Source organism: Streptomyces sp. NPDC001513, assembly GCF_042894695.1.
Lineage (GTDB): Bacteria > Actinomycetota > Actinomycetes > Streptomycetales > Streptomycetaceae > Streptomyces.
Genome location: NZ_JBIAVU010000014.1, coordinates 157684 through 177905 on the forward strand (window position 1 = coordinate 157684; position 20222 = coordinate 177905).

Annotated in this window: 16 protein-coding genes and 1 pseudogene; 15 read left to right on the forward strand and 2 right to left on the reverse strand. The window is 71.0% G+C overall.

Annotated elements, in window-relative coordinates; translation table 11 throughout:
• Nucleotides 1-47: 47 nt before the first annotated feature.
• The 3 genes from ACFYZ4_RS29430 to ACFYZ4_RS29440 all read left to right on the forward strand — a co-directional run bounded on the left by ACFYZ4_RS29430 (nt 48) and on the right by ACFYZ4_RS29440 (nt 3674).
• Nucleotides 48-1814 carry an asparagine synthetase B family protein gene (locus ACFYZ4_RS29430; protein WP_390785271.1) on the forward strand — a complete coding sequence of 589 codons (1767 nt, stop codon included), beginning with the start codon at nt 48-50 and terminating at the stop codon, nt 1812-1814.
• A 28-nt stretch (nt 1815-1842) separates the two neighbouring features.
• Nucleotides 1843-2280 (forward strand): NUDIX domain-containing protein, encoded by a 438-nt coding sequence (locus tag ACFYZ4_RS29435; RefSeq protein WP_390785272.1) that lies wholly within the window; start codon nt 1843-1845, stop codon nt 2278-2280.
• A 74-nt stretch (nt 2281-2354) separates the two neighbouring features.
• The gene (locus ACFYZ4_RS29440; RefSeq protein WP_390785273.1) at nt 2355-3674 is read left to right on the forward strand and encodes a UDP-glucose dehydrogenase family protein; all 1320 of its coding nucleotides are present in this window, start codon (nt 2355-2357) and stop codon (nt 3672-3674) included.
• A gap of 143 nt (nt 3675-3817) precedes the next feature.
• Here the strand turns inward: ACFYZ4_RS29440 and ACFYZ4_RS29445 are convergent, their stop codons facing one another.
• Nucleotides 3818-4480 carry a hypothetical protein gene (locus ACFYZ4_RS29445; protein WP_390785274.1) on the reverse strand — a complete coding sequence of 221 codons (663 nt, stop codon included), beginning with the start codon at nt 4478-4480 and terminating at the stop codon, nt 3818-3820.
• 773 nt (nt 4481-5253) lie between these two features.
• Between ACFYZ4_RS29445 and ACFYZ4_RS29450 the strand changes: the two are divergent.
• The 6 genes and pseudogenes from ACFYZ4_RS29450 to ACFYZ4_RS29475 form a co-directional block, all read left to right on the forward strand.
• Nucleotides 5254-5685: pseudogene (locus tag ACFYZ4_RS29450) on the forward strand (ATPase, T2SS/T4P/T4SS family); the annotation flags it as partial.
• The gene (locus ACFYZ4_RS29455) at nt 5682-6566 is read left to right on the forward strand and encodes a type II secretion system F family protein (protein WP_390785275.1); all 885 of its coding nucleotides are present in this window, start codon (nt 5682-5684) and stop codon (nt 6564-6566) included. The pseudogene ACFYZ4_RS29450 and the gene ACFYZ4_RS29455, both read left to right, overlap by 4 nt.
• Nucleotides 6566-7345 carry a type II secretion system F family protein gene (locus ACFYZ4_RS29460; protein ID WP_351286392.1) on the forward strand — a complete coding sequence of 260 codons (780 nt, stop codon included), beginning with the start codon at nt 6566-6568 and terminating at the stop codon, nt 7343-7345. The genes ACFYZ4_RS29455 and ACFYZ4_RS29460 overlap by 1 nt, the downstream gene beginning before the upstream one ends.
• A 50-nt stretch (nt 7346-7395) precedes the next feature.
• Nucleotides 7396-7593 (forward strand): DUF4244 domain-containing protein, encoded by a 198-nt coding sequence (locus ACFYZ4_RS29465; protein WP_351286394.1) that lies wholly within the window; start codon nt 7396-7398, stop codon nt 7591-7593.
• The gene (locus ACFYZ4_RS29470) at nt 7580-7966 is read left to right on the forward strand and encodes a TadE family type IV pilus minor pilin (RefSeq protein ID WP_390785276.1); all 387 of its coding nucleotides are present in this window, start codon (nt 7580-7582) and stop codon (nt 7964-7966) included. The genes ACFYZ4_RS29465 and ACFYZ4_RS29470 overlap by 14 nt, the downstream gene beginning before the upstream one ends.
• Complete coding sequence (locus tag ACFYZ4_RS29475; protein WP_351286396.1) at nt 7963-8304, forward strand: Rv3654c family TadE-like protein; 342 nt, start codon at nt 7963-7965, stop codon at nt 8302-8304. The genes ACFYZ4_RS29470 and ACFYZ4_RS29475 overlap by 4 nt, the downstream gene beginning before the upstream one ends.
• Before the next feature lie 28 nt (nt 8305-8332).
• Here the strand turns inward: ACFYZ4_RS29475 and ACFYZ4_RS29480 are convergent, their stop codons facing one another.
• Nucleotides 8333-10837, reverse strand: coding sequence for a DEAD/DEAH box helicase (locus tag ACFYZ4_RS29480; RefSeq protein WP_351286397.1), 2505 nt, complete (start codon nt 10835-10837; stop codon nt 8333-8335).
• An 81-nt stretch (nt 10838-10918) separates the two neighbouring features.
• On the opposite strand from ACFYZ4_RS29480, the gene bldG reads away from it, so the two are divergent.
• The 6 genes from bldG to topA all read left to right on the forward strand — a co-directional run bounded on the left by bldG (nt 10919) and on the right by topA (nt 20078).
• A complete protein-coding gene (gene bldG, locus ACFYZ4_RS29485) occupies nt 10919-11260 on the forward strand; it encodes an anti-sigma factor antagonist BldG (protein WP_008743037.1) in 342 nt (113 codons plus the stop codon).
• Nucleotides 11261-11382: 122 nt separating this feature from the next.
• Nucleotides 11383-11823 carry an ATP-binding protein gene (locus ACFYZ4_RS29490; protein ID WP_351286399.1) on the forward strand — a complete coding sequence of 147 codons (441 nt, stop codon included), beginning with the start codon at nt 11383-11385 and terminating at the stop codon, nt 11821-11823.
• A gap of 257 nt (nt 11824-12080) precedes the next feature.
• Nucleotides 12081-14483: a sodium-translocating pyrophosphatase gene (locus ACFYZ4_RS29495; protein ID WP_351286400.1), complete on the forward strand. Its 2403-nt coding sequence runs from the start codon at nt 12081-12083 to the stop codon at nt 14481-14483.
• Nucleotides 14484-14646: 163 nt separating this feature from the next.
• Complete coding sequence (locus tag ACFYZ4_RS29500; protein ID WP_351286401.1) at nt 14647-15213, forward strand: small secreted protein; 567 nt, start codon at nt 14647-14649, stop codon at nt 15211-15213.
• A gap of 108 nt (nt 15214-15321) precedes the next feature.
• Nucleotides 15322-16836, forward strand: a complete 1515-nt coding sequence (locus tag ACFYZ4_RS29505; protein WP_390785277.1) for a methyltransferase — start codon at nt 15322-15324, stop codon at nt 16834-16836.
• A gap of 440 nt (nt 16837-17276) precedes the next feature.
• The gene (gene topA, locus ACFYZ4_RS29510; RefSeq protein ID WP_384340812.1) at nt 17277-20078 is read left to right on the forward strand and encodes a type I DNA topoisomerase; all 2802 of its coding nucleotides are present in this window, start codon (nt 17277-17279) and stop codon (nt 20076-20078) included.
• The last annotated feature ends 144 nt before the right edge of the window (nt 20079-20222 follow it).

The window sequence follows — 20222 nt, forward strand, 5'->3', positions numbered from 1 at the left end:
GCCGGCCGCCGCCAGGCACCACGACTTCACGCTCGGGGGTGAACCAGATGTGCGGAATCGCAGGACTGGCCGGAGGGGATGCTCTCCGGCACGAGAAGACCGTCGCCGCGATGGGCGACTCGCAGCACTACCGCGGCCCGGACGGCACCATGCACGCCGCCGCCCGGGACGGGCGGGCGGTGCTGGCCATGAACACCCTCCTGATCGTCGACCCGCAGGCCATGCCCGGCCCCTACCTGGACCGGGACACCGGGATCCTGCTGGCCTTCAACGGAGAGATCTACAACTGGCGGCAGCAGGCCGCCGCCTGGGGCATCGAGATCAGCGAGCGGGAGTCGGACGCCCACTTCCTGCTGCGGGCCTGGGCCAAGATCGGCCCGTCCTGCCTGGACGGCCTGGACGGCATGTTCGCCATCTCCGTCTATGACCCGCGGGCCGCGAAGCTGTTCCTGGCCCGCGACCGGCTCGGGGAGAAGCCGCTCTACTGGCGCCTGGACGGCGGCCGGCTCGCGTTCGCCTCCGAAGTCACCACCCTGACCGGCTACGGGCCGGCCCCGCTGGTCTTACGGCCCGAGGTCACCGCGATCGAAACCCCCGTCGGAGTGGACACTCCGTTCCAGGGCATCCAGCTGCTGGCCCCGGCCACGCTGCTGACGTTCGACGTCACGACCGGGTCGATCGACCAGATGACCTGGTGGCATCTGGAGGACCGGGCCCCTTTCACCGGCACCTACGACGAGGCCCTGGCCAGGTTCTCCACGATCCTGGCCGAGCAGATCCCGCTCAGGTCGCCGGCCTGCGACTTCGCCCTCCTCCTCTCGGGCGGGCTGGACTCAGCGGTGCTGGCCTACCTGATGCGGCCCCCGGTCTGCGTCACGGTCCGCTATCCGGGCCAGGACCGCCTGGACGAGTCCTCCACGGCCGCCGTGATCGCCCGGGACATCGGGGCAGAGCTGGTCGTGGTCGAACCGGATCACCGGGACTTCACCCGGGCCCTGCCGCACATGATGCGGGCCCTGGACTACCCAATGGGCAACGCCAGCACCTTCTCGGAGCACATGGCCTACCGGAAGATCGCCGACATGGGCCTTCGGGTCGTGATCGGCGGGCTCGGACCGGACGAGTTCCTGATGGGCTACGTCCGCCAGGCCCTGGTCCTCTTCAGCCCCGATGCTGTCCTGAGCGCCGGGCTGGAGGCATACCGGCCGCTGGCCGCCAAGCTCATGCACACCGCCGACGAACCCCTCGACCCGGCGGAGGCCGTCACCCGGCTCATCCTTCGCGGCCCCGACCCCGACGGCCGCCTCCGGGACCTGGTGGCCGACGCGATGGCCCGCGCGGGCGGGGACCTGGCCCGCGGCCTGACCCTGGCGGACCTGGCGACGGCCTGGAGGCCGCTGGTGATGACCAGCGACAAACTCGCCTCCGCCTACGCGCTCGAACGCCGGTCCCCCTACCTCGCCCGCGACCTGGTCGAGCTGTCCTACCGCCTCCCGGTCGAGCACAAGATCACCGACCCGGCCCAGGGCAAGCGGATCCTGCGGGACGCGGCCAAGGCCATGGGCCTGCCCCGCGAGGTCTGGGCCAGCCGGGACAAGCTCGGCTTCGCCTCCCCGGTCCCGTCCTGGCTCAACGACAACCTCGCGGCCTGGGCCGACTCCCAGATCCGCATGGCCCTCACCGATGCCCCGCCTGGATTCCGCCCCCTCCTCGAGGGGGGTCTGAAGCCCGGCGGCCGGTTCGACCGCACCCGGATGCAGGCCCTCATGGCAGCCGCCTGGTTTTCGGACCAGACGGTGAGGGCTGCCGCGTGATCCCTAACTCCGTTACTACGGTGAGGGAATGCACTCCGAGAACACCCCCATCGAGGAGCCGGCCGCCGCCCGCGGAGCCGTCGCGGTCATCACCAACCGCCGCGGCGAACTCCTCCTCCACCTCCGCGACGACCTCCCCGAGATCGCCTGGCCCGCCCACTGGTCCGTCCTGGGCGGCGGCTGCGACCCCGGAGAGTCCCCTGCCGACGCGATCGTCCGCGAGCTCGACGAAGAAGCGGGCCTGACCCCCGAGAACCTGACCGAGCTGTTCGAGATCACCGACAACCGCGGCTCCGGCCAGATCATCACCTTCTTCTCCGGCTTCTGGGACGGCGACGAGACGGACCTCCTTCTCGCCGAGGGCGTCAAGCTCCAGTTCTTCGCCCCCGACTACCTCGACATCCTCACGATCCCGCCGTTCATCCGGGACGGGATCTACCGCTATCTGGCCGCCAGGCCCTCCTGATCACCCCACCCTTTCCGGGCGGGGCAAGGGTGGGGCCGCCAGCGGCGGCCCCACCCGAAGGGACGACCCCGAGCATGAAGATGACCGTCATCGGATGCGGCTACCTCGGCGCCACCCACGCCGCCTGCATGGCCGAGCTCGGCCACGAGGTCCTGGGCATGGACTCCGACATCGACAAGGTCCACACCCTCAACTCCGGCCGAGCCCCGTTCTTCGAACGCGACCTCGACGGCCTCCTCGCCAAGCACACCGCGACCGGCCGGCTGAAGTTCACCGCCTCCTACGGCGAGGCCGCCGACTTCGCCGACCTGCACTTCATCGGAGTGGGCACCCCACCGCAGACCGGCAGCGATGCCTACGACCTCACCCATCTGTTCGACGCCGTCCGCCGCCTGGCCCCCGGCCTGACCACCCCGGCCGTCGTCGCGGTCAAGTCCACCGTCCCGGTCGGCACCGCACCCCGCGTTGCCGAGATCCTGCGCGAGTACGCGCCCGCCGGTGAGCTCGTCGAGGTGGCCTGGAACCCCGAGTTCCTCCGCGAGTCCTTCGCGGTCGACGACACCCTCCGCCCCGACCGCCTCGTCCTCGGCTTCAACACCACCCACTCCTGGGCCGAGGCCCTGCTGCGGCAGGCGTTCGAGAAGATCATCGAGTCGGGGACGCCGACGATCGTCACGGACTGGGCCACCGCCGAGCTCGCCAAGGGCGCCGCGAACTCCTTCCTCGGCACCAAGATCTCCTTCATCAACGCGATGGCCGAGGTCTGCGAAGCCTCCGGCGCCAACGTCGCCGAACTCGCCGACATCCTCGGCCACGACCACCGCATCGGCCGCCACGGCATGCGGCCCGGCCTCGGCTTCGGCGGCGGCTGCCTGCCCAAGGACCTCGCGGGCTTCGTCACCCGCGCCGACGAACTCGACTCCGGCCAGGCCGTCGGCATCCTCCGTGAAGCCGCCGCCGTCAACGCCCGCCGCCGCCAGCGCGTCATCGACCTCGCCCACGAAGAACTCGGCGCCGACCTGCGAGGCAAGCGGATCACCGTCTGGGGCGCCGCCTTCAAGCCCGAGACCGACGACATCCGCGACTCGCCCGCCCTCGCCGTCGCCCAGGCCCTCCACGACCTCGGCGCCGCCGTCACCGTCACCGACCCCAAGGCCCTCGACAACGCCCGCAAGCTTCACCCCGAGCTCGACTACGTCGAAGACCCCATCGCCGCCGTCGACGACGCCGACCTCCTCCTCCACCTCACCGAGTGGCACCACTTCACCACCATCGATCCCAAGCGGCTCGCCACCCGCACCACCACCCCCAAGGTCATCGACGCCCGCGGCACCCTCAACACCGGCCAGTGGCGCGAAGCCGGATGGATTACCCGAGGCTTGGGACGCATCTGACGCAACTCATTGCGCCGGGCGCGGACATTGGTCCGCGCCCGGCGCAATGAGTTGAGGGTAGTAAAGCGAATGCAGCCGATACCTGAGGGAATACACCTCCCAGGCCAGCGGTTCCCGCAACTCGAGTGGATGATGTTCCGCTTCTAGGCGGCGAATGGCCGCCCGTTGTCTCGACTGGCGGCGATGTACTCGCCGACGGTATCGACAAGAGAAAGTTCACTTCGCTCAGGGATTGCTGGCGCCCATTCCAAGATTTCGGCTCGTGAGGGCAAGGCGGAATGAGTCCGGCCGACTAGGCCGTCTGTGGCTATCGCCAAAAAGCGGGAAATGGTCAGCTGTCTATTTTGCGGCCCACGCACCATAAGCATGCCAAGCATAGGAAGAGACTGCTTCGCGTAAGGGGTGAAGGTAGCCAGAAAGCTGATGAGCATCAGTCGGTAAGCCGCCCGTTCAATCTCCGGCTCGGAAATGATGTCCTCGACTGCATAGGCTTGCTCAGGGTAGTGAAGAGTCTGCCAATGGCCTGCCGGTGTCAGGTCTACATACCTTGGCCCGAGAGCTGAAGCGAATGCAGGCCCGTCCAGCCTGCTCAAATAACTTTTGGCATCAGCGGCAGACCCTGTTTCGGCAGAGAATCCGTTCCTTATGGAGCCGCTAACCGTGTCAATCACTGCTTCCCTTGCCTCGTAGGTATCCCATGGCATGAACTGGAGCGACTCGGCTACTCGCTGCGTGAAAGCCGAGTTTTCCAACGCCCAGGCGAAGTATCCGACCTCCTCGCTTCGGTCATACACTTGGGCCCTCATGATTCCCACACCACCTTGCATTCGCTGGAAAATGGGGGGATCAACGTGACTTTAGAGACGAAAAATCCGGTGCCAAGGTGACGGGGAATGCCGAACTCTCGAAGGTGGTCGACTGTGTCACCCCAGAGGTGGTGTCTTGAGCGAAGGGCATCGAAATCCAACCCATCGTCTGGCCCGTCTCCATTCACGGTTAGTATGTAACCGGGAGTATCCCCCTTGGTGGCAAAGCTTTGCGCGATAGACCATTCGTAGGTGCATGATACGTACGGGCTATCGGGTCGAGATGTCTGGATCAGGAGTAGCTGGTTCTCGAGATGGTTTCGAGCGTGCGCGATCCCTAGATCGGCGCTCTCTATCATCCCTCTTATCATCTGCAAGTGTAGATCGGTGAGCATGGCGGCGTTGTGGCCGTATCCATTACGCAGAGACGGCGCTGTTATCACCATGTCCGGGTTCCACATTTTCTGCCCTCGGTATAGGGCAAGCGGACCATCATCCATAGCAACTCCCGGCTCACCGCTCCCTGGTGCCTCGGGTTCACCATCCCAGGGTGCACTCCATTGGGCTGATTCGCACATTCAGGGTGATTCGGCTGCTCAGTGCCACATGTCGCTTGAATGCTCTAAGGGCGGCGAGGCTCCTTCGGCCAGTTTGTAAAGAAATGGCAAAAAGGGTGAGACGGTTGGCCGCTGATCCAAGGAGGCGCGCGTGGGCTAGCTTGAGGCATCCAGTTGAGACAGCACAGGCACTGAGACAGCCGAACTGTTCCTAAGTCGAGTCTGGTCACCCTGGCGGATCTGGTCCGGCAGGCGCTGCGGATGCGGCCCGACCGGCTGGTGGTCGGCGAGGTGCGGGGCGCCGAGGTGGCGGATCTGCTCGCCGCGCTGAACACCGGACACGAGGGGGGCTGCGGCACGGTCCATGCGAACGCCGCCGCCCACGTCCCGGCCCGGCTGGAGGCGCTCGGGACGGCCGCCGGGCTCGACCGGGCCGCCTTGCACAGCCAACTGGCCGCCGCGCTGACCCTGGTGCTCCACCTGGTCCGGGACCGTGAGGGGCGCCGCCGGCTGGCCGAGGTGCACGTGCTGGAGCGGGACGCCGCCGGACTGGTGGTCACCGTACCGGCGCTGCGCTGGGCCGCCCGCGGCTTCGTGCGGGAGCGGGGCTGGGACCGGCTGCGTCCGCTGCTGCGAGGTGTCCGGTGAGCGCCGCGGCGGGGCTGCCGGTGCCGGTGTTCGCCGGGGTGCTCTGTGCCGGGGCGGCCGCCTGGGGGCTGTCCGGGGGCGACCGCGTGGCCCGGCGGGCCCGGTTGGTGCTGGCCGCGGGCGCTCCGGCGGTTCCGGGCGGGCCGCTGCGCTGGGAGCGGCTGCTGATCACGGTACGGGTGCGGGCGGGGCGGTGGCGGGAGTGGGCCTGCCTCGGGGCCGGTCTCCTGGTCGCGGTGCTCGGCGGGTCGGTGATCCCGTTGCTGGCGGGCGCGGCCGCCCTGCCGCTGCTACGGCGGTGGCTGCGGGTACGGGAGCGGGAGCGGGCCCGGGCGGCGCGGGCCGCCGAGGTGGTGGCCCTGTGCGGGGCGGTGGTCGGCGAGCTGCGGGCGGGCGCCCAGCCCGGGCAGGCGCTGACGGCGGCGATGCGGCGCACCGTCGCGGTTCCGGGCGGGCCCGGTGCGGCGGAGGCAGGGGTGCTGGCCGCCGCGGCGTTCGGCGGGGACGTGCCGGGAGCGCTGCGTCAGGCGGCGAAGGAGCCCGGCGCGCAGGGTCTGGCCGGGATGGCCGCCTGCTGGCGGGTGTCGGTGGACGGCGGTGCGGGGCTGGCCGCCGGGCTGGACCGGCTGGAGGGGGCCCTGCGGGCGGAGCGGGACCGACAGGCATCGCTGCGGGCCCAGTTGGCGGGGGCGCGTTCGACGGTGCTGGTGCTCGCCCTGCTGCCGCTGGTGGGCCTGCTGATCGGCACCGGACTGGGGGCGGATCCGTTGCGGGTGCTGCTGCACACCCCGATGGGCTGGGGGTGCCTGCTGGCGGGCGCGCTGCTGGAGGCGCTGGGGCTGCTGTGGTGCCGGCGGATCGTACGGGCGGGGGAGCGGTGATGGGCGGCGTCCTCGTCCACAGGCTGGGGATCGCGCTGTGCCTCGCGGTGGCGGCCCTCTGGGTGGTGGGGTCGGCGGTGGTGGCGCGGGTCCGGGAGCGGGCGGCCCGGCGCAGGATCGCGGCGCTGCTCGGGGTGGAACAGGGTCCTCGCGGGCCGGCGTTCGCCTCCGCCGCGCGGGGCGTACTGGCGGCGTGGGCCCCGCCGGCCGGGGCGCTGCTGGCGGGCTGGGTGCTCGTCGGCGGGCCGGTGGGCGTGGTGGTCGGCGGGCTCGCCGCGCTCGGCGTGTGGCGGTGGCGGGCCAGGGCGCGGCCGCCGGCCGCGGTGGATCCGGGGGAGGCGGAGCGCCAGCTGCCGTTCGCCGCGGATCTGCTGGCCGCGTGTCTGGCGGCCGGGGCCGGGCCGGTGGAGGCCGCGGAGGTGGTCGGGGAGTCACTGGGCGGCCCGGTGGGGGAGCGGCTGGCACGGGCCGGGGCGGAGCTGCGGCTCGGCGGCGAACCGGGCGCCGGGTGGGGGAGGTTGGCGGAGATACCGGGCGCCCGGGCGCTCGCGGAATGCCTGGAACGGGCCGCCCGTACGGGGGCGCCCGCGGCGGAACCGGTCTCCCGGCTCGCGTCGGGCCTCCGGGAGGACCGGGCCCGCCGGGCGGGAGCCAGGGCGCAGCGGGCGGCGGTACTCGTCACCGCGCCGGTGGGGCTGTGTTTCCTCCCCGCTTTTCTCGCGATCGGGGTGGCGCCGGTGGTGATCGGAATGGCCTCGGGACTTCTCTCGAACACCTGACGTCGCATTGACCACACACATCAACAACGGGAATCCACAGGAGGTTTGCCATGAGGATCATCTGGTTTCGGCTGCGGACGGCACTGAGCGGTCGCGGGGGCGACGCGGGGATGTCCACCTCGGAATACGCCATGGGCACGATCGCGGCCTGTGCATTCGCGGCCGTTCTCTACAAGGTGGTGACGAGCGAAGTCGTCGCGACGGCCCTTCAGTCGACCATCGGGAAGGCGCTCGATGTGCCGTTCTGAGGGGAAGTCGCCGGGGGCCTGGAAAAGGGGTGACCGGGGATATGTGACGGCGGAGGCCGCCCTGGTGATCCCGGCGCTGGTGCTGTTCGCGGCGCTGCTGGTGTGGGCTCTGATGGCGGCGGCCGCGCAGATCCGGTGTGTGGACGCGGCCCGGGCCGGCGCCCGGGCGGCGTCCCGCTCGGAGCCGGCCGAGGTGGCCGTGGCGGCGGCCCTGGCGGCCGCGCCGCAGGGGGCGCGGGTGGAGCTGGAGCGGGTGGGCGACCTCTGGCGGGTCCGGGTGGCGGCGCCGGCGCCGGGGCCGGGTGGGCTGCCCGTACGGCTCGGGGCGCAGGCGGTGGCCTTGGCGGAGGACACCGTGGGGCCGCCGCCGTGAGCCGGGACCGGGGCTCGGCCACGGTCTGGGCGGCTCTGGTGGCCACGGTCCTGGGCGCGGTGTTCGGCGGGGTGCTGCTGCTCGGTCAGGCCGTGGTGGCCCGGCACCGGGCGGCTTCGGCCGCCGACCTGGCGGCGCTCGCGGCGGCGGCGACCTGGGCGCACGGACCGGAGACCGCCTGTGCCACGGCGCTGCGGGTGGCCCGGGCGCAAGGGGCGGCGCTCGCCGGGTGCCGTCTGCACGGCGAGGTCGCCGAGGTGACGGCCCGGGTGGCGGCGGGCCCCTTCACCCCCGCCGTCGCGGCCCGTGCGGGCCCGCCTCGGGCGTCGCCGGACTGAGGCCGGGCCCAGGGGGCCGGGCCGGGGCTCAGGACGTGCCAGGGCCCGCTTCAGGGCCCGGGTCGGGGCCGGTGGGCGGGGTCGGTGGGGATTCGGCGAGGAGACGGGTGAGGAGGCGGATGGCACCGCGTTTGTGGAGGGGGTCGTTGCCGTTGCCGCATTTGGGGGACTGGATGCAGGAAGGGCAGCCGGCCTCGCACTCACAGGCGGCGATCGCGTCACGGGTCGCCGTCAGCCAGGCGGCGGCGGTGTGGAAGGCGCGCTCCGCGAAGCCGGCGCCGCCAGGGTGGCCGTCGTAGACGAAGACCGTGGGGAGGAGGGTGTCGGGATGCAGCGGCACGGAGACGCCGCCGATGTCCCAGCGGTCGCAGGTGGCGAACAGCGGGAGCATGCCGATGGAGGCGTGCTCGGCGGCGTGCAGGGCTCCGCCGAGGATCTCCGGGTTGATCCGGGCCTCGTCGAGCTGGTCCTCGGTCACCGTCCACCACACGGCCCGGGTGCGCAGGGTGCGGGGCGGCAGGTCCAGTTTGGCCTCGCCGAGGACCTCGCCGGTGATCAGTTTGCGCCGCAGATAGGAGACGACCTGGTTGGTGACCTCGACGGAGCCGAAGCAGAGCCGGGCCGAGCCCCACGGGATCTCGGTCTCGGTCTCGAGGATGGAGATGGAGGTGGTGTCGCGGGCGGTGGTGGAGAAGGGCGGATCGGCCTCCTCCACGAGGGCTGCCGAATCCTCCAGGTCCAGGTGCTTCACGAGATACGTGCGGCCCTGGTGGAGGTGGACGGCCCCGTCGTGGACGGCGGTGTGGGCGGCCGACTCGTCGACCGTGCCCAGCAGCCGGCCGGTGGCGGCCTCGACGATCTGCACCGGGCGGCCGCCGCCGCCCCGGATGTCGGTCAGGTCCGAGGCCCGTTCCCGGCGGGTCCAGTGCCAGGCGGTCGCCCGGCGGCGCAGCAGCTTCGCCGCTTCCAGCTGGGGGAGGAGTTCCTTGGTCGCCGGGCCGAACAGGTCCAGGTCGGCGTCCGTCAGCGGCAGCTCGGCCGCCGCCGCGCACAGGTGGGGGGCGAGGACGTACGGGTTGTCGGGGTCCAGGACGGTGGCTTCCACCGGTTGGCGGAACAGCGCCTCCGGATGGTGGACGAGATAGGTGTCCAGCGGGTCGTCGCGGGCGATCAGCACGGCCAGGGCGCCCTGGCCGGCCCGCCCGGCGCGGCCGGCCTGCTGCCACAGGGAGGCCCTCGTGCCGGGGTACCCGGTGATCAGTACGGCGTCCAGCCCGGAGACGTCCACGCCCAGCTCCAGGGCCGTCGTCGCGGCCAGTCCCAGCAGCTCGCCGGAGTGCAGGGCCCGCTCCAGGGCCCGGCGCTCCTCGGGCAGGTAGCCGCCCCGGTAGGCCGCGACCCGCCGGGCCAGCGAACGGTCCACCTCGGCGAGCCGCTCCTGGGCGATCACGGAGATCAGCTCCGCGCCGCGCCGGGAGCGGACGAAGGCGACCGTGCGGACCCCCTGGACCACCAGGTCGGTCAGCAGGTCGGCGGTCTCCGCGGTGGCCGTACGGCGGACGGGAGCGCCCTTCTCGCCGCGCAGCTCGGTGAGCAGCGGCGGCTCCCACAGGGCGAAGACCACCTCGCCGCGCGGAGAGGCGTCGTCGGTGATCTCGATCACCCGTACGCCGGTCAGCCGGGACGCGGCGGCCGCGGGGTCGCTGGCCGTGGCGGAGGCCAGCAGGAAGACCGGTTCGGAGCCGTAGCGGGCGCACAGCCGCCGCAGCCGGCGCAGGACCTGGGCCACGTGGGAGCCGAATACCCCGCGGTAGGTGTGGCACTCGTCGATCACGACGTAGCGCAGGGCGCGCAGGAAGGAGGACCAGCGCGGGTGGGCCGGGAGGATCCCGCGGTGCAGCATGTCGGGGTTGGTGAGGACGTAGTTCGCGTACTGGCGCACCCATTCGCGTTCCTCGACGGGCGTGTCCCCGTCGTAGACCGCGGGGCGGACGGCGTTGCCCAGCGGGGCGGCCAGTTCCCGTACGGCGCGCCGCTGGTCGGCCGCCAGGGCCTTGGTGGGGGCCAGGTACAGGGCCGTGGCGCCCCGGCCGTTCGCGGCCTCGGCGCCGTCCGCGAGGGCGGAGAGCACGGGCGCGAGGTAGGCCAGGGACTTGCCCGAGGCGGTGCCGGTGGCGACGACCACGGACTCGCCGTCCAGGGCGTGCTCGGCCGCCGCGGCCTGATGCTCCCACGGATGGTCGATGCCGGCGGCCTGGATCGCGGCTACGACATCCGTTCGGATGCGATCGGGCCAGACTGCATGACGACCCGCCCGAGGGGGCAAGTGCTCCGTATGGGTGATGCGCGCAGCTCGGGAAGGTCCCCGTGACAGGCGGTCCAGGACCGTGCCGGGAGTGGGTCTTGGGTCCACGGGTGGCTTGGGCCGTCCGGGACCGTGAGTATTGGCCATTGGAACCGAGTGTGTCACCGGCGTGCGGGACAATGGTCCGAAGGCGTCGTGCGCGCCTGCCGGTAAGTGATTGAATGCCATCGCGGCAGCCAATCCCTCGCCTACCTTCGGGTGGGGAGGCCCCTAGGGGGCGCCGCTCGATAGCAAGGTGCTGGAGGATCCGTGGACCTGTCCCTGTCGACTCGCACTGTCGGCGACCGTACGGTCGTGGAGGTCGGTGGCGAGATTGATGTGTATACCGCGCCCAAGCTGCGCGAGCAGTTGGTCGAGTTGGTGAACGACGGCAGCTACCACCTGGTTGTCGACATGGAGCGAGTGGACTTCCTCGACTCCACCGGACTTGGTGTGCTCGTGGGAGGTCTCAAGCGCGTCCGTGCGCACGAGGGTTCGCTGCGCCTGGTGTGCAACCAGGAGCGCATCCTGAAGATCTTCCGCATCACCGGTCTGACCAAGGTGTTCCCGATCCACACCACGGTGGAAGACGCCGTCAACGCCACCGACTGACGTCTCCAGGCGGCTTCCGGCAGCCTTCGGGCGGCCGGGAGCCGGCAAGGAGAGCAGGGGTACCCGGCCATGGATGGCCAGGGCCCCTGTCAAGGCACGCCCGTAGTCCGAGGGGGACGCGCATGGCCACCGTTGAACTGCGCTTCAGCGCCCAGCCCGAACACGTCCGTACGGCCCGCCTCGTCGCGGCCGCCGTGGCGCGCCGGGCCGGTGTGGAGGAAGCCGTCCTCGACGAGGTCCGCCTCGCCGTGGGCGAGGCCTGCTCGCGTGCCGTCGGACTCCATCGCAGCTACGGACTGACCGGGCCCGTCCGGGTGGTCCTGACCGAGGAGGACAAGACGTTCTCCATCGAGGTCGGCGACGAGGTGCCGGGGCCGGGCGGCGGCGCCGGCGAGGCCGTGTCCGGACTCGACGCCGCCCTGGACCCCGACGCCGACACGGAGGACGAGATGGGTCTCGCCGTGATCAGCGGGCTCGTCGACGACGTCGAGGTGACCAGTGGGGAATCGGGCGGGACGATCCGGATGAGCTGGCCCGTCTCGGGGTCCTCCGACCTTCCGTAAGATCCACCGGGCGCACGGTCCGTCATATCTTCCGATCTTTATCAAGGCCCTGCTGAGCAGGGCCTTTTTCATTTCCCTAGATCAATGACCGGCCGTCAATGCCTTTGCCCCATTACCACTTTCGAGGGTAATGGAGTGACGCGATCTATTGCTGAGGAGCAAGAGCACGCCAATTGCGTTTCCTGCGCACTGTTTTGATCGGGGCGCGCTCCCTACAATCCGTCCACATCTTGAGCTCATCACGTCAAGGAGGACGAATGACGGGGCTCTTCACCCCTATCGCGCCGGATCGCACCACAGATCTGGCATCCGCAGTACTCACCGATGACAATCGGCTCATCGTGATCGTCATTGCGGTCGTGGCACTGGCCGCACTCGTCGTCGCGCAGATCCTGGTCCGCCAGGTCCTCGCCGCCGACGAGGGAACCGACAGCATGAAGGAGATCGCCGCGGCCGTCCAGGAAGGCGCCAACGCCTACCTCGGCCGGCAGCTGCGCACCCTCGGCATCTTCGCCGTCGTGGTCTTCTTCCTGCTCTTCCTGCTCCCGGCAGACGACTGGACGCAGCGGGCGGGACGTTCCGCCTTCTTCCTGGTGGGCGCCATCTTCTCGGCGGCCACCGGCTACATCGGCATGCGCCTCGCGGTCCGCGCCAACGTCCGCGTCGCCGCCGCCGCGCGGGAGGCGACCCCCGCCGAGGGCGAGCCCGCCAAGGACCTGACCGAGGTCTCCCACAAGGCGATGAAGATCGCCTTCCGCACGGGCGGCGTGGTCGGCATGTTCACCGTCGGCCTCGGCCTGTTCGGCGCCTCCTGCGTCGTGCTGGTCTACGCCGCCGACGCCCCCAAGGTCCTGGAGGGCTTCGGTCTCGGCGCCGCCCTGATCGCGATGTTCATGCGCGTGGGCGGCGGCATCTTCACCAAGGCCGCCGACGTCGGCGCCGACCTGGTCGGCAAGGTCGAGCAGGGCATTCCGGAGGACGACCCGCGCAATGCCGCGACCATCGCCGACAACGTGGGCGACAACGTCGGAGACTGCGCCGGAATGGCGGCCGACCTCTTCGAGTCCTACGCCGTCACCCTCGTGGCCGCGCTCATCCTCGGCAAGGCCGCCTTCGGCGACCTGGGCCTCGCCTTCCCGCTGATCGTCCCCGCGATCGGCGTCGTCACCGCCATGATCGGCATCTTCGCGGTCTCCCCGCGACGCTCCGACCGCAGCGGCATGACCGCCATCAACCGCGGCTTCTTCATCTCCGCCGTGATCTCCCTGGTGCTGGTCGCGATCGCCGTCTACGCCTACCTGCCGGCCACCTACAAGGAGCTCGTCGGCGTCGAGGACCCGGCGATCTCCAACCACTCCGGTGACCCGCGGATCCTGGCCGTCGTCGCCGTCGCCATCGGCATCGTGCTGGCGGCCCTGATCCAGCAGCTGACCGGCTACTTCACCGAGACCAGCCGCCGTCCCGTCCGGGACATCGGCAAGTCCTCCCTGACCGGCGCGGCCACCGTCGTCCTCGCCGGCATCTCCGTCGGCCTGGAGTCCGCCGTCTACACGGCGCTGCTCATCGGCCTCGGCGTCTACGGCGCGTTCCTGCTCGGCGGTACGTCGATCATGCTCGCGCTGTTCGCGGTGGCCCTGGCCGGCACCGGCCTGCTCACCACCGTCGGCGTCATCGTCGCCATGGACACCTTCGGGCCCGTCTCCGACAACGCCCAGGGCATCGCCGAGATGTCCGGCGACGTCGAGGGCGCCGGTGCGCAGGTCCTGACCGACCTGGACGCCGTCGGCAACACCACCAAGGCCATCACCAAGGGCATCGCCATCGCCACGGCCGTGCTCGCCGCGGCCGCGCTCTTCGGCTCGTACAACGACGCGATCGCCACCGCGGTCAAGGAGGTCGGAGCCAAGGCCGGGGAGATGAACCTCAGCCTGGACATCGCGCAGCCCAACAACCTGGTCGGGCTGATCCTGGGCGCGGCGGTCGTGTTCCTGTTCTCCGGCCTCGCCATCAACGCGGTCTCCCGCTCCGCGGGCGCCGTGGTCTACGAGGTGCGCCGCCAGTTCCGCGAGCACCCCGGGATCATGGACTACACCGAGAAGCCCGAGTACGGGCGCGTCGTCGACATCTGCACCAAGGACGCGCTGCGCGAGCTCGCCACGCCCGGCCTGCTCGCCGTCCTCACCCCGATCGCCGTGGGCTTCTCCCTCGGCGTGGGCGCGCTCGGCTCCTTCCTCGCCGGCGCCATCGGCACGGGCACCCTGATGGCGGTCTTCCTCGCCAACTCCGGTGGCGCGTGGGACAACGCGAAGAAGCTCGTCGAGGACGGCCACCACGGCGGCAAGGGCAGCGAGGCCCACGCCGCGGTCGTCATCGGCGACACGGTCGGCGACCCGTTCAAGGACACCGCCGGTCCCGCGATCAACCCGCTGCTCAAGGTCATGAACCTGGTGGCGCTGCTGATCGCCCCAGCCGTCGTGCAGTTCAGCTACGGCCCGGACACCAACCCGACGGTGCGGGCGATCGTCGCGGTCCTCGCGATCGCCGTCATCATCGGCGCGGTGTACATCTCCAAGCGCCGCGGCATCGCGGTCGGCGACGAGACCGAGGGCGGAGCCGCCGAGCGGGTGGCCCAGCCGGCCGACCCCGCGACGGTCTCCTGACCCGAGGTCCCGGCGGCAGGACGGGCAGGGCCGGGCAGGGCCGGCCGTACGCCCGAAGGGCGGACAGGCAGCGCGGACTGACGCGCCGTCTGTCCGCCTTTGTGCGTCCCCGGATGGCAGACGTGTATCTTCCGGGCCGAGAGCCTTCGAAGGGACCAATCCGGTGAACAAGAAGCTTGCGGCCGCATTGTCGGGCGGTGCGGTGATGATGCTCGTCCTGTCCGGCTGCGGCGGGGACGAGACCGACGAGAAGGCCAGCGCCTGGGCCAAGAAGGTCTGCGACAAGTGGCAGCCCGAACTGAAGAAGATCGAGACCGCCAACGCGGACATCAAGCGCGTGGCGACGGAGAGCAGCAAGCCCGAGGAGGTCCAGCAGACCGATTCCGCGGCTTTCGCGACCATGTCGGAGTCGTACAAGACCATGGGGGCCGCCCTGCAGTCGGCGGGAGTTCCGCCGGTCAAGGACGGTGCGGCGACCCAGGAAGCGGCCGCCAAGGGCTTCGAGGCGACGTCCAAGGGGTACGCCGACCTGAAGACGAAGATGGACGCCCTCGACCCCAAGGAGCAGACGAAGTTCGCCGACGGCCTGAAGGAGGTCGCGGGCGGCCTTCAGGAGGCGACGAAGGGCGGCCAGGACGCCCTCGCCACGCTCAATGCGGGAGGCCTGGACAAGGCGATCAACGGCCAGAAGGGCTGTCAGGTCGCGGCGCCGTCGCCCTCGGCGAAGTAGGGCGTCCGATCAGGGCGGCCGGGGTCCCGGAAGGGGCCGCGGCCGCCCTTTCGTACGCACGGGCCCCGGCTGATCGGCAGGACGGGTCCCACCGGACACAATGGACGCGTGAGTACCAGCAGCCTTCCCACGTCCGACCACGCCGCCGAACTCCGCAGTGCCCTGCTGGCCGCCGGTTTCACCGCCGACGGCCTGCTCGACCTGCTCGGCGCCCCCGCCTACGCCGCCCTGGCCCGCAGCGAGACGGTCCCCGCCCTGCGGGCCACCCGTGGCGCCGGCGACGGCCCGCTCGCGAGCCTGGTCCGGCTGTTCCTGCTCCAGCAGCCCGAGCCGTACGTGCACGCCGCCGCCGCACTGCCCGCCGACGCGGCCCTGGCCGACGGCTGGCTCCGGCAGGAAGGCGATGAGGTGCACGCGACCGTCGACGTGCGTCCGTACGGCGGTCCGGACGGCGAGGACTGGTTCATCGTGTCCGACCTCGGCTGCGCCGTCGGCGGGGCCGGCGGGATCGGCAGCCGCGAGGAGGGGGTGGTCCTCGGTGTCGGCGGTGCCTCCACCACGCTGGCCGGGATCACCGTCCGCACCCCCGTCGGCTCGGCCCTCGACGTCGGCACCGGATCGGGCATCCAGGCGCTGCACGCCTCCCGCCACGCCACCCGGGTCACCGCCACCGACGTCAACCCGCGCGCCCTGGACTTCACCCGTCTGACGCTGGCCCTGTCGGGCGCCCCGGAGGCCGAGCTGCTCACCGGGTCCCTCTTCGAACCGGTCGGCGAGGCGACGTACGACCTGATCGTGTCGAACCCGCCGTTCGTGATCTCCCCGGGCGCCCGGCTGACGTACCGGGACGGCGGAATGGGCGGCGACGACCTGTGCCGGACCCTGGTCCAGCAGGCCGGAGCGCGGCTCAACCCGGGCGGGTACGCGCAGTTCCTCGGCAACTGGCAGCACGTCGAGGGCGAGGACTGGCACGACCGGCTGCGCTCCTGGGTGCCGCGCGGCTGCGACGCCTGGATCGTGCAGCGTGACGTGCAGGACGTGACGCAGTACGCGGAGCTGTGGCTGCGTGACGCGGGCGACCACCGCACCGACCCCGAGGAGTACGCGCGGCGGTACGAGGACTGGCTGGACGAGTTCGAGGCCCGCAAGACGAAGTCCGTCGGCTTCGGCTGGATCACCTTGCGCCGGTCGGACGCCGCCGAGCCCTCGATCGTGGTCGAGGAGTGGCCGCACACGGTGGAGCAGCCGCTCGGCGAGGCGGTGCTCGCCCACTTCGCCCGCCAGGACTACCTGCGGGAACACGATGACGCGGCCCTGCTGGAGGCCTATTTCGTGCTGGCCGAGGAAGTCGTGCAGGAGCAGGTCGGCGCGCCCGGCGCGGAGGATCCCGAGCACGTCGTGCTCCGGCAGAACCGCGGGATGCGGCGCGCCACCAAGGTCGACACGGTCGGCGCGGGCTTCGCCGGAGTGTGTGACGGCTCACTCACCGCGGGCCGGATCCTGGACGCGATCGCGCAGCTGGTCCAGGAGGATCCGGTGGTGCTGCGGGACCGGACGCCCGAGTCGATCCGGACGCTCGTCGAGCAGGGTTTCCTGGAGCCGGGGAAGGGCCCCGCGCGGTAGCGGCGCCGGGATGTAACCCGGGGTCCGCCCGCCGTGCCCCGGGGGCCGGCGGCCTCCTGCGCAGCGGGCTCCGGGGGAAATCCGGAGGATGGCCCGGGGGTAAGCGGAACGGCGCCGCCGGCCCTCGGGGCGTGCTGCCTCGCCCGGCTCCGACACCGGAGTGCGAGGGTCCGTACGAGGGTCCGGTCCGGCCCGGATCCGGGTGCGAAAGCCGACGTGGGACGGGGTGCGGGAGCGGGGCCAGACGGCCCCGCGGCCACCCGGCCCGGTGATCGGGAACGCCCCGGCGCGGCATCCGGGCGGCAGAAACGGCACTTGTCGGGTTACCGTTCGAGTGGCCGTTGCGGGCTTCTGCCGTTTGACACGGGGGCGGGTTGTACCGTCACACTCCGCAGCGTCGCCGTACTGCGACCGAGTGCCGACCGGAGAGAAGAGCCAAGTTGTCCCCGACTAGCGAGACCGCAAAGGGCGGCCGCCGACTCGTCATCGTCGAGTCCCCAGCCAAGGCGAAGACGATCAAGGGCTACCTCGGCCCCGGATACGTCGTCGAGGCGAGCGTCGGGCACATCCGCGACCTCCCGAACGGCGCGGCCGAGGTTCCCGACAAGTACACCGGTGAGGTCCGCCGCCTCGGCGTGGACGTCGAGCACGACTTCGCGCCGATCTACGTCGTCAACGCGGACAAGAAGTCCCAGGTCAGGAAGCTCAAGGAGCTGCTGGCCGAGTCCGACGAACTCTTCCTCGCCACCGATGAGGACCGCGAGGGCGAAGCCATCGCGTGGCACCTGCAGGAAGTCCTCAAGCCCAAGGTCCCTGTCCACCGGATGGTCTTCCACGAGATCACCAAGGACGCGATCCGCGACGCCGTCGCCAACCCGCGCGAGCTCAACCAGCGCATGGTCGACGCCCAGGAGACCCGCCGCATCCTCGACCGCCTCTACGGCTACGAGGTCTCGCCGGTCCTGTGGAAGAAGGTCATGCCGAAGCTGTCGGCGGGCCGTGTCCAGTCGGTCGCCACGCGCATGGTCGTCGAGAGGGAGCGCGAGCGCATCGCCTTCCGCTCCGCCGAGTACTGGGACCTGACCGGAACCTTCTCCACCGGGCGTGCGGGTGACCCGTCCGACCCCTCGACGCTGGTCGCCCGCCTGAACACGGTGGACGGCAAGCGCATCGCGCAGGGCCGTGACTTCGGCTCGAACGGGCAGCTCAAGAGCGAGGTGCTGCACCTCGACGAGGCGAACGCCCGGGCGCTGGCCGCCGCCCTGGCCGACACCGCGTTCGCCGTCCGGTCGGTCGAGTCCAAGCCGTACCGCCGTTCCCCGTACGCCCCCTTCCGTACGACGACGCTCCAGCAGGAGGCCTCGCGCAAGCTCGGCTTCGGTGCGAAGGCGACGATGCAGGTGGCACAGAAGCTGTACGAGAACGGCTTCATCACCTACATGCGTACCGACTCCACCACGCTGTCCGACACCGCGGTGTCGGCGGCGCGGGCGCAGGTCACCCAGCTGTACGGGGCCGACTACCTGCCGGAGAAGCCGCGCGTCTACGCCGGCAAGGTCAAGAACGCCCAGGAGGCGCACGAGGCGATCCGTCCTTCGGGTGATCGTTTCCGCACGCCGGCCGAGACGGGTCTGACGGGCGACCAGTTCCGCCTGTACGAGCTGATCTGGAAGCGGACCGTCGCCTCCCAGATGAAGGACGCGGTCGGAAACAGCGTCACCGTGAAGATCGGCGGCCGGGCCTCGGACGGCCGGGACGCCGAGTTCTCCGCCTCCGGCAAGACGATCACCTTCCACGGCTTCATGAAGGCGTACGTCGAGGGCGCGGACGACCCGAACGCCGAGCTCGACGACCGCGAGAAGCGGCTGCCGCAGGTCGCGGAGGGCGACGCGCTCGCCGCCGAGGAGATCACGGCGGACGGGCACTCGACCAAGCCGCCGGCCCGCTACACCGAGGCCTCGCTGGTCAAGGAGCTCGAAGAGCGCGAGATCGGCCGCCCGTCGACCTACGCGTCGATCATCGGCACGATCCTCGACCGCGGATACGTCTTCAAGAAGGGCACGGCGCTCGTGCCGTCCTTCCTGTCGTTCGCCGTGGTCAACCTGCTGGAGACGCACTTCGGCCGGCTCGTCGACTACGACTTCACCGCGAAGATGGAGGACGACCTCGACCGCATCGCGCGGGGCGAGGCCCAGTCCGTGCCGTGGCTGAAGCGGTTCTACTTCGGCTCGGAGGACGCGACCGAGGTCGTGCCGGCCGACGGGGACCACCTCGGCGGTCTGAAGGAGCTGGTCACGGACCTGGGCGCGATCGACGCCCGGGAGATCTCCTCCTTCCCGGTCGGCGAGGGCATCGTGCTGCGCGTCGGCCGCTACGGGCCGTACGTGGAGCGCGGCGAGAAGGACGCGGAGGGCCACCAGCGGGCCGACGTGCCCGACGACATGGCTCCGGACGAGCTGACGGTCGAGTACGCGGAGGAGCTGTTCGCGAAGCCGAGCGGCGAGTTCGAGCTCGGCAAGGACCCGGTCAGCGGCAACGAGATCGTCGCCAAGGACGGCCGCTACGGGCCGTACGTGACGGAGATCCTGCCCGAGGGCACCCCGAAGACGGGCAAGAACGCGGTCAAGCCGCGCACGGCCTCCCTCTTCAAGTCCATGTCCCTCGACACGGTGACCCTGGACGAAGCGCTCAAGCTGATGTCGCTGCCGCGCGTGGTCGGCGCGGACGCGGAGGGCGTGGAGATCACGGCCCAGAACGGCCGCTACGGCCCGTACCTGAAGAAGGGCACGGACTCGCGGTCCCTGGAGACCGAGGACCAGCTCTTCTCGATCACGCTCGACGAGGCGCTCGCGATCTACGCGCAGCCGAAGCAGCGGGGCCGCGCTGCGGCCAAGCCGCCGCTGAAGGAACTGGGCACGGACCCGGTGAGCGAGAAGCCGGTGGTCGTCAAGGACGGCCGCTTCGGGCCGTACGTGACGGACGGCGAGACGAACGCGACGCTGCGGCGGGACGACGACGTCGAGACGATCACGCCGGAGCGGGGCTACGAGCTGCTCGCGGAGAAGCGTGCGAAGGGCCCGGCCAAGAAGACGGCGAAGAAGGCTCCCGCCAAGAAGGCCCCGGCGAAGAAGGCGACGGCGACGAAGACCGCCGCCGCGAAGAAGACGACGGCGGCCAAGAAGACGACCGCGAAGAAGACGGCCGCCAAGAAGACGGCCGCGGCCCCGGCTGCGGACGAGTAGGCGCGACAAGAGCCCCACGCTTCGCGTGGGGCTCTTGTGCGTCCGCCCCGCCACATTCCGCCCCGCCACATTCAGCCTCGTCGGCGTTTGCAGCCCGGGGTCCGGGGCAGAGCCCCGCGACGGCGCCGGGCTGATTCCCGGAAG

What these genes read in the sequence shown, in the direction of transcription:
- ACFYZ4_RS29430 (WP_390785271.1), top strand. Translation starts at nt 48, where the DNA reads ATGTGCGGAATCGCAGGACTGGCCGGAGGGGATGCTCTCCGGCACGAG.
- ACFYZ4_RS29435 (WP_390785272.1), top strand. Translation starts at nt 1,843, where the DNA reads ATGCACTCCGAGAACACCCCCATCGAGGAGCCGGCCGCCGCCCGCGGA.
- ACFYZ4_RS29440 (WP_390785273.1), top strand. Translation starts at nt 2,355, where the DNA reads ATGAAGATGACCGTCATCGGATGCGGCTACCTCGGCGCCACCCACGCC.
- ACFYZ4_RS29445 (WP_390785274.1), bottom strand. Translation starts at nt 4,480, where the DNA reads ATGAGGGCCCAAGTGTATGACCGAAGCGAGGAGGTCGGATACTTCGCC.
- ACFYZ4_RS29460 (WP_351286392.1), top strand. Translation starts at nt 6,566, where the DNA reads ATGGGCGGCGTCCTCGTCCACAGGCTGGGGATCGCGCTGTGCCTCGCG.
- ACFYZ4_RS29465 (WP_351286394.1), top strand. Translation starts at nt 7,396, where the DNA reads ATGAGGATCATCTGGTTTCGGCTGCGGACGGCACTGAGCGGTCGCGGG.
- ACFYZ4_RS29470 (WP_390785276.1), top strand. Translation starts at nt 7,580, where the DNA reads ATGTGCCGTTCTGAGGGGAAGTCGCCGGGGGCCTGGAAAAGGGGTGAC.
- ACFYZ4_RS29480 (WP_351286397.1), bottom strand. Translation starts at nt 10,837, where the DNA reads ATGGCATTCAATCACTTACCGGCAGGCGCGCACGACGCCTTCGGACCA.
- ACFYZ4_RS29490 (WP_351286399.1), top strand. Translation starts at nt 11,383, where the DNA reads ATGGCCACCGTTGAACTGCGCTTCAGCGCCCAGCCCGAACACGTCCGT.
- ACFYZ4_RS29495 (WP_351286400.1), top strand. Translation starts at nt 12,081, where the DNA reads ATGACGGGGCTCTTCACCCCTATCGCGCCGGATCGCACCACAGATCTG.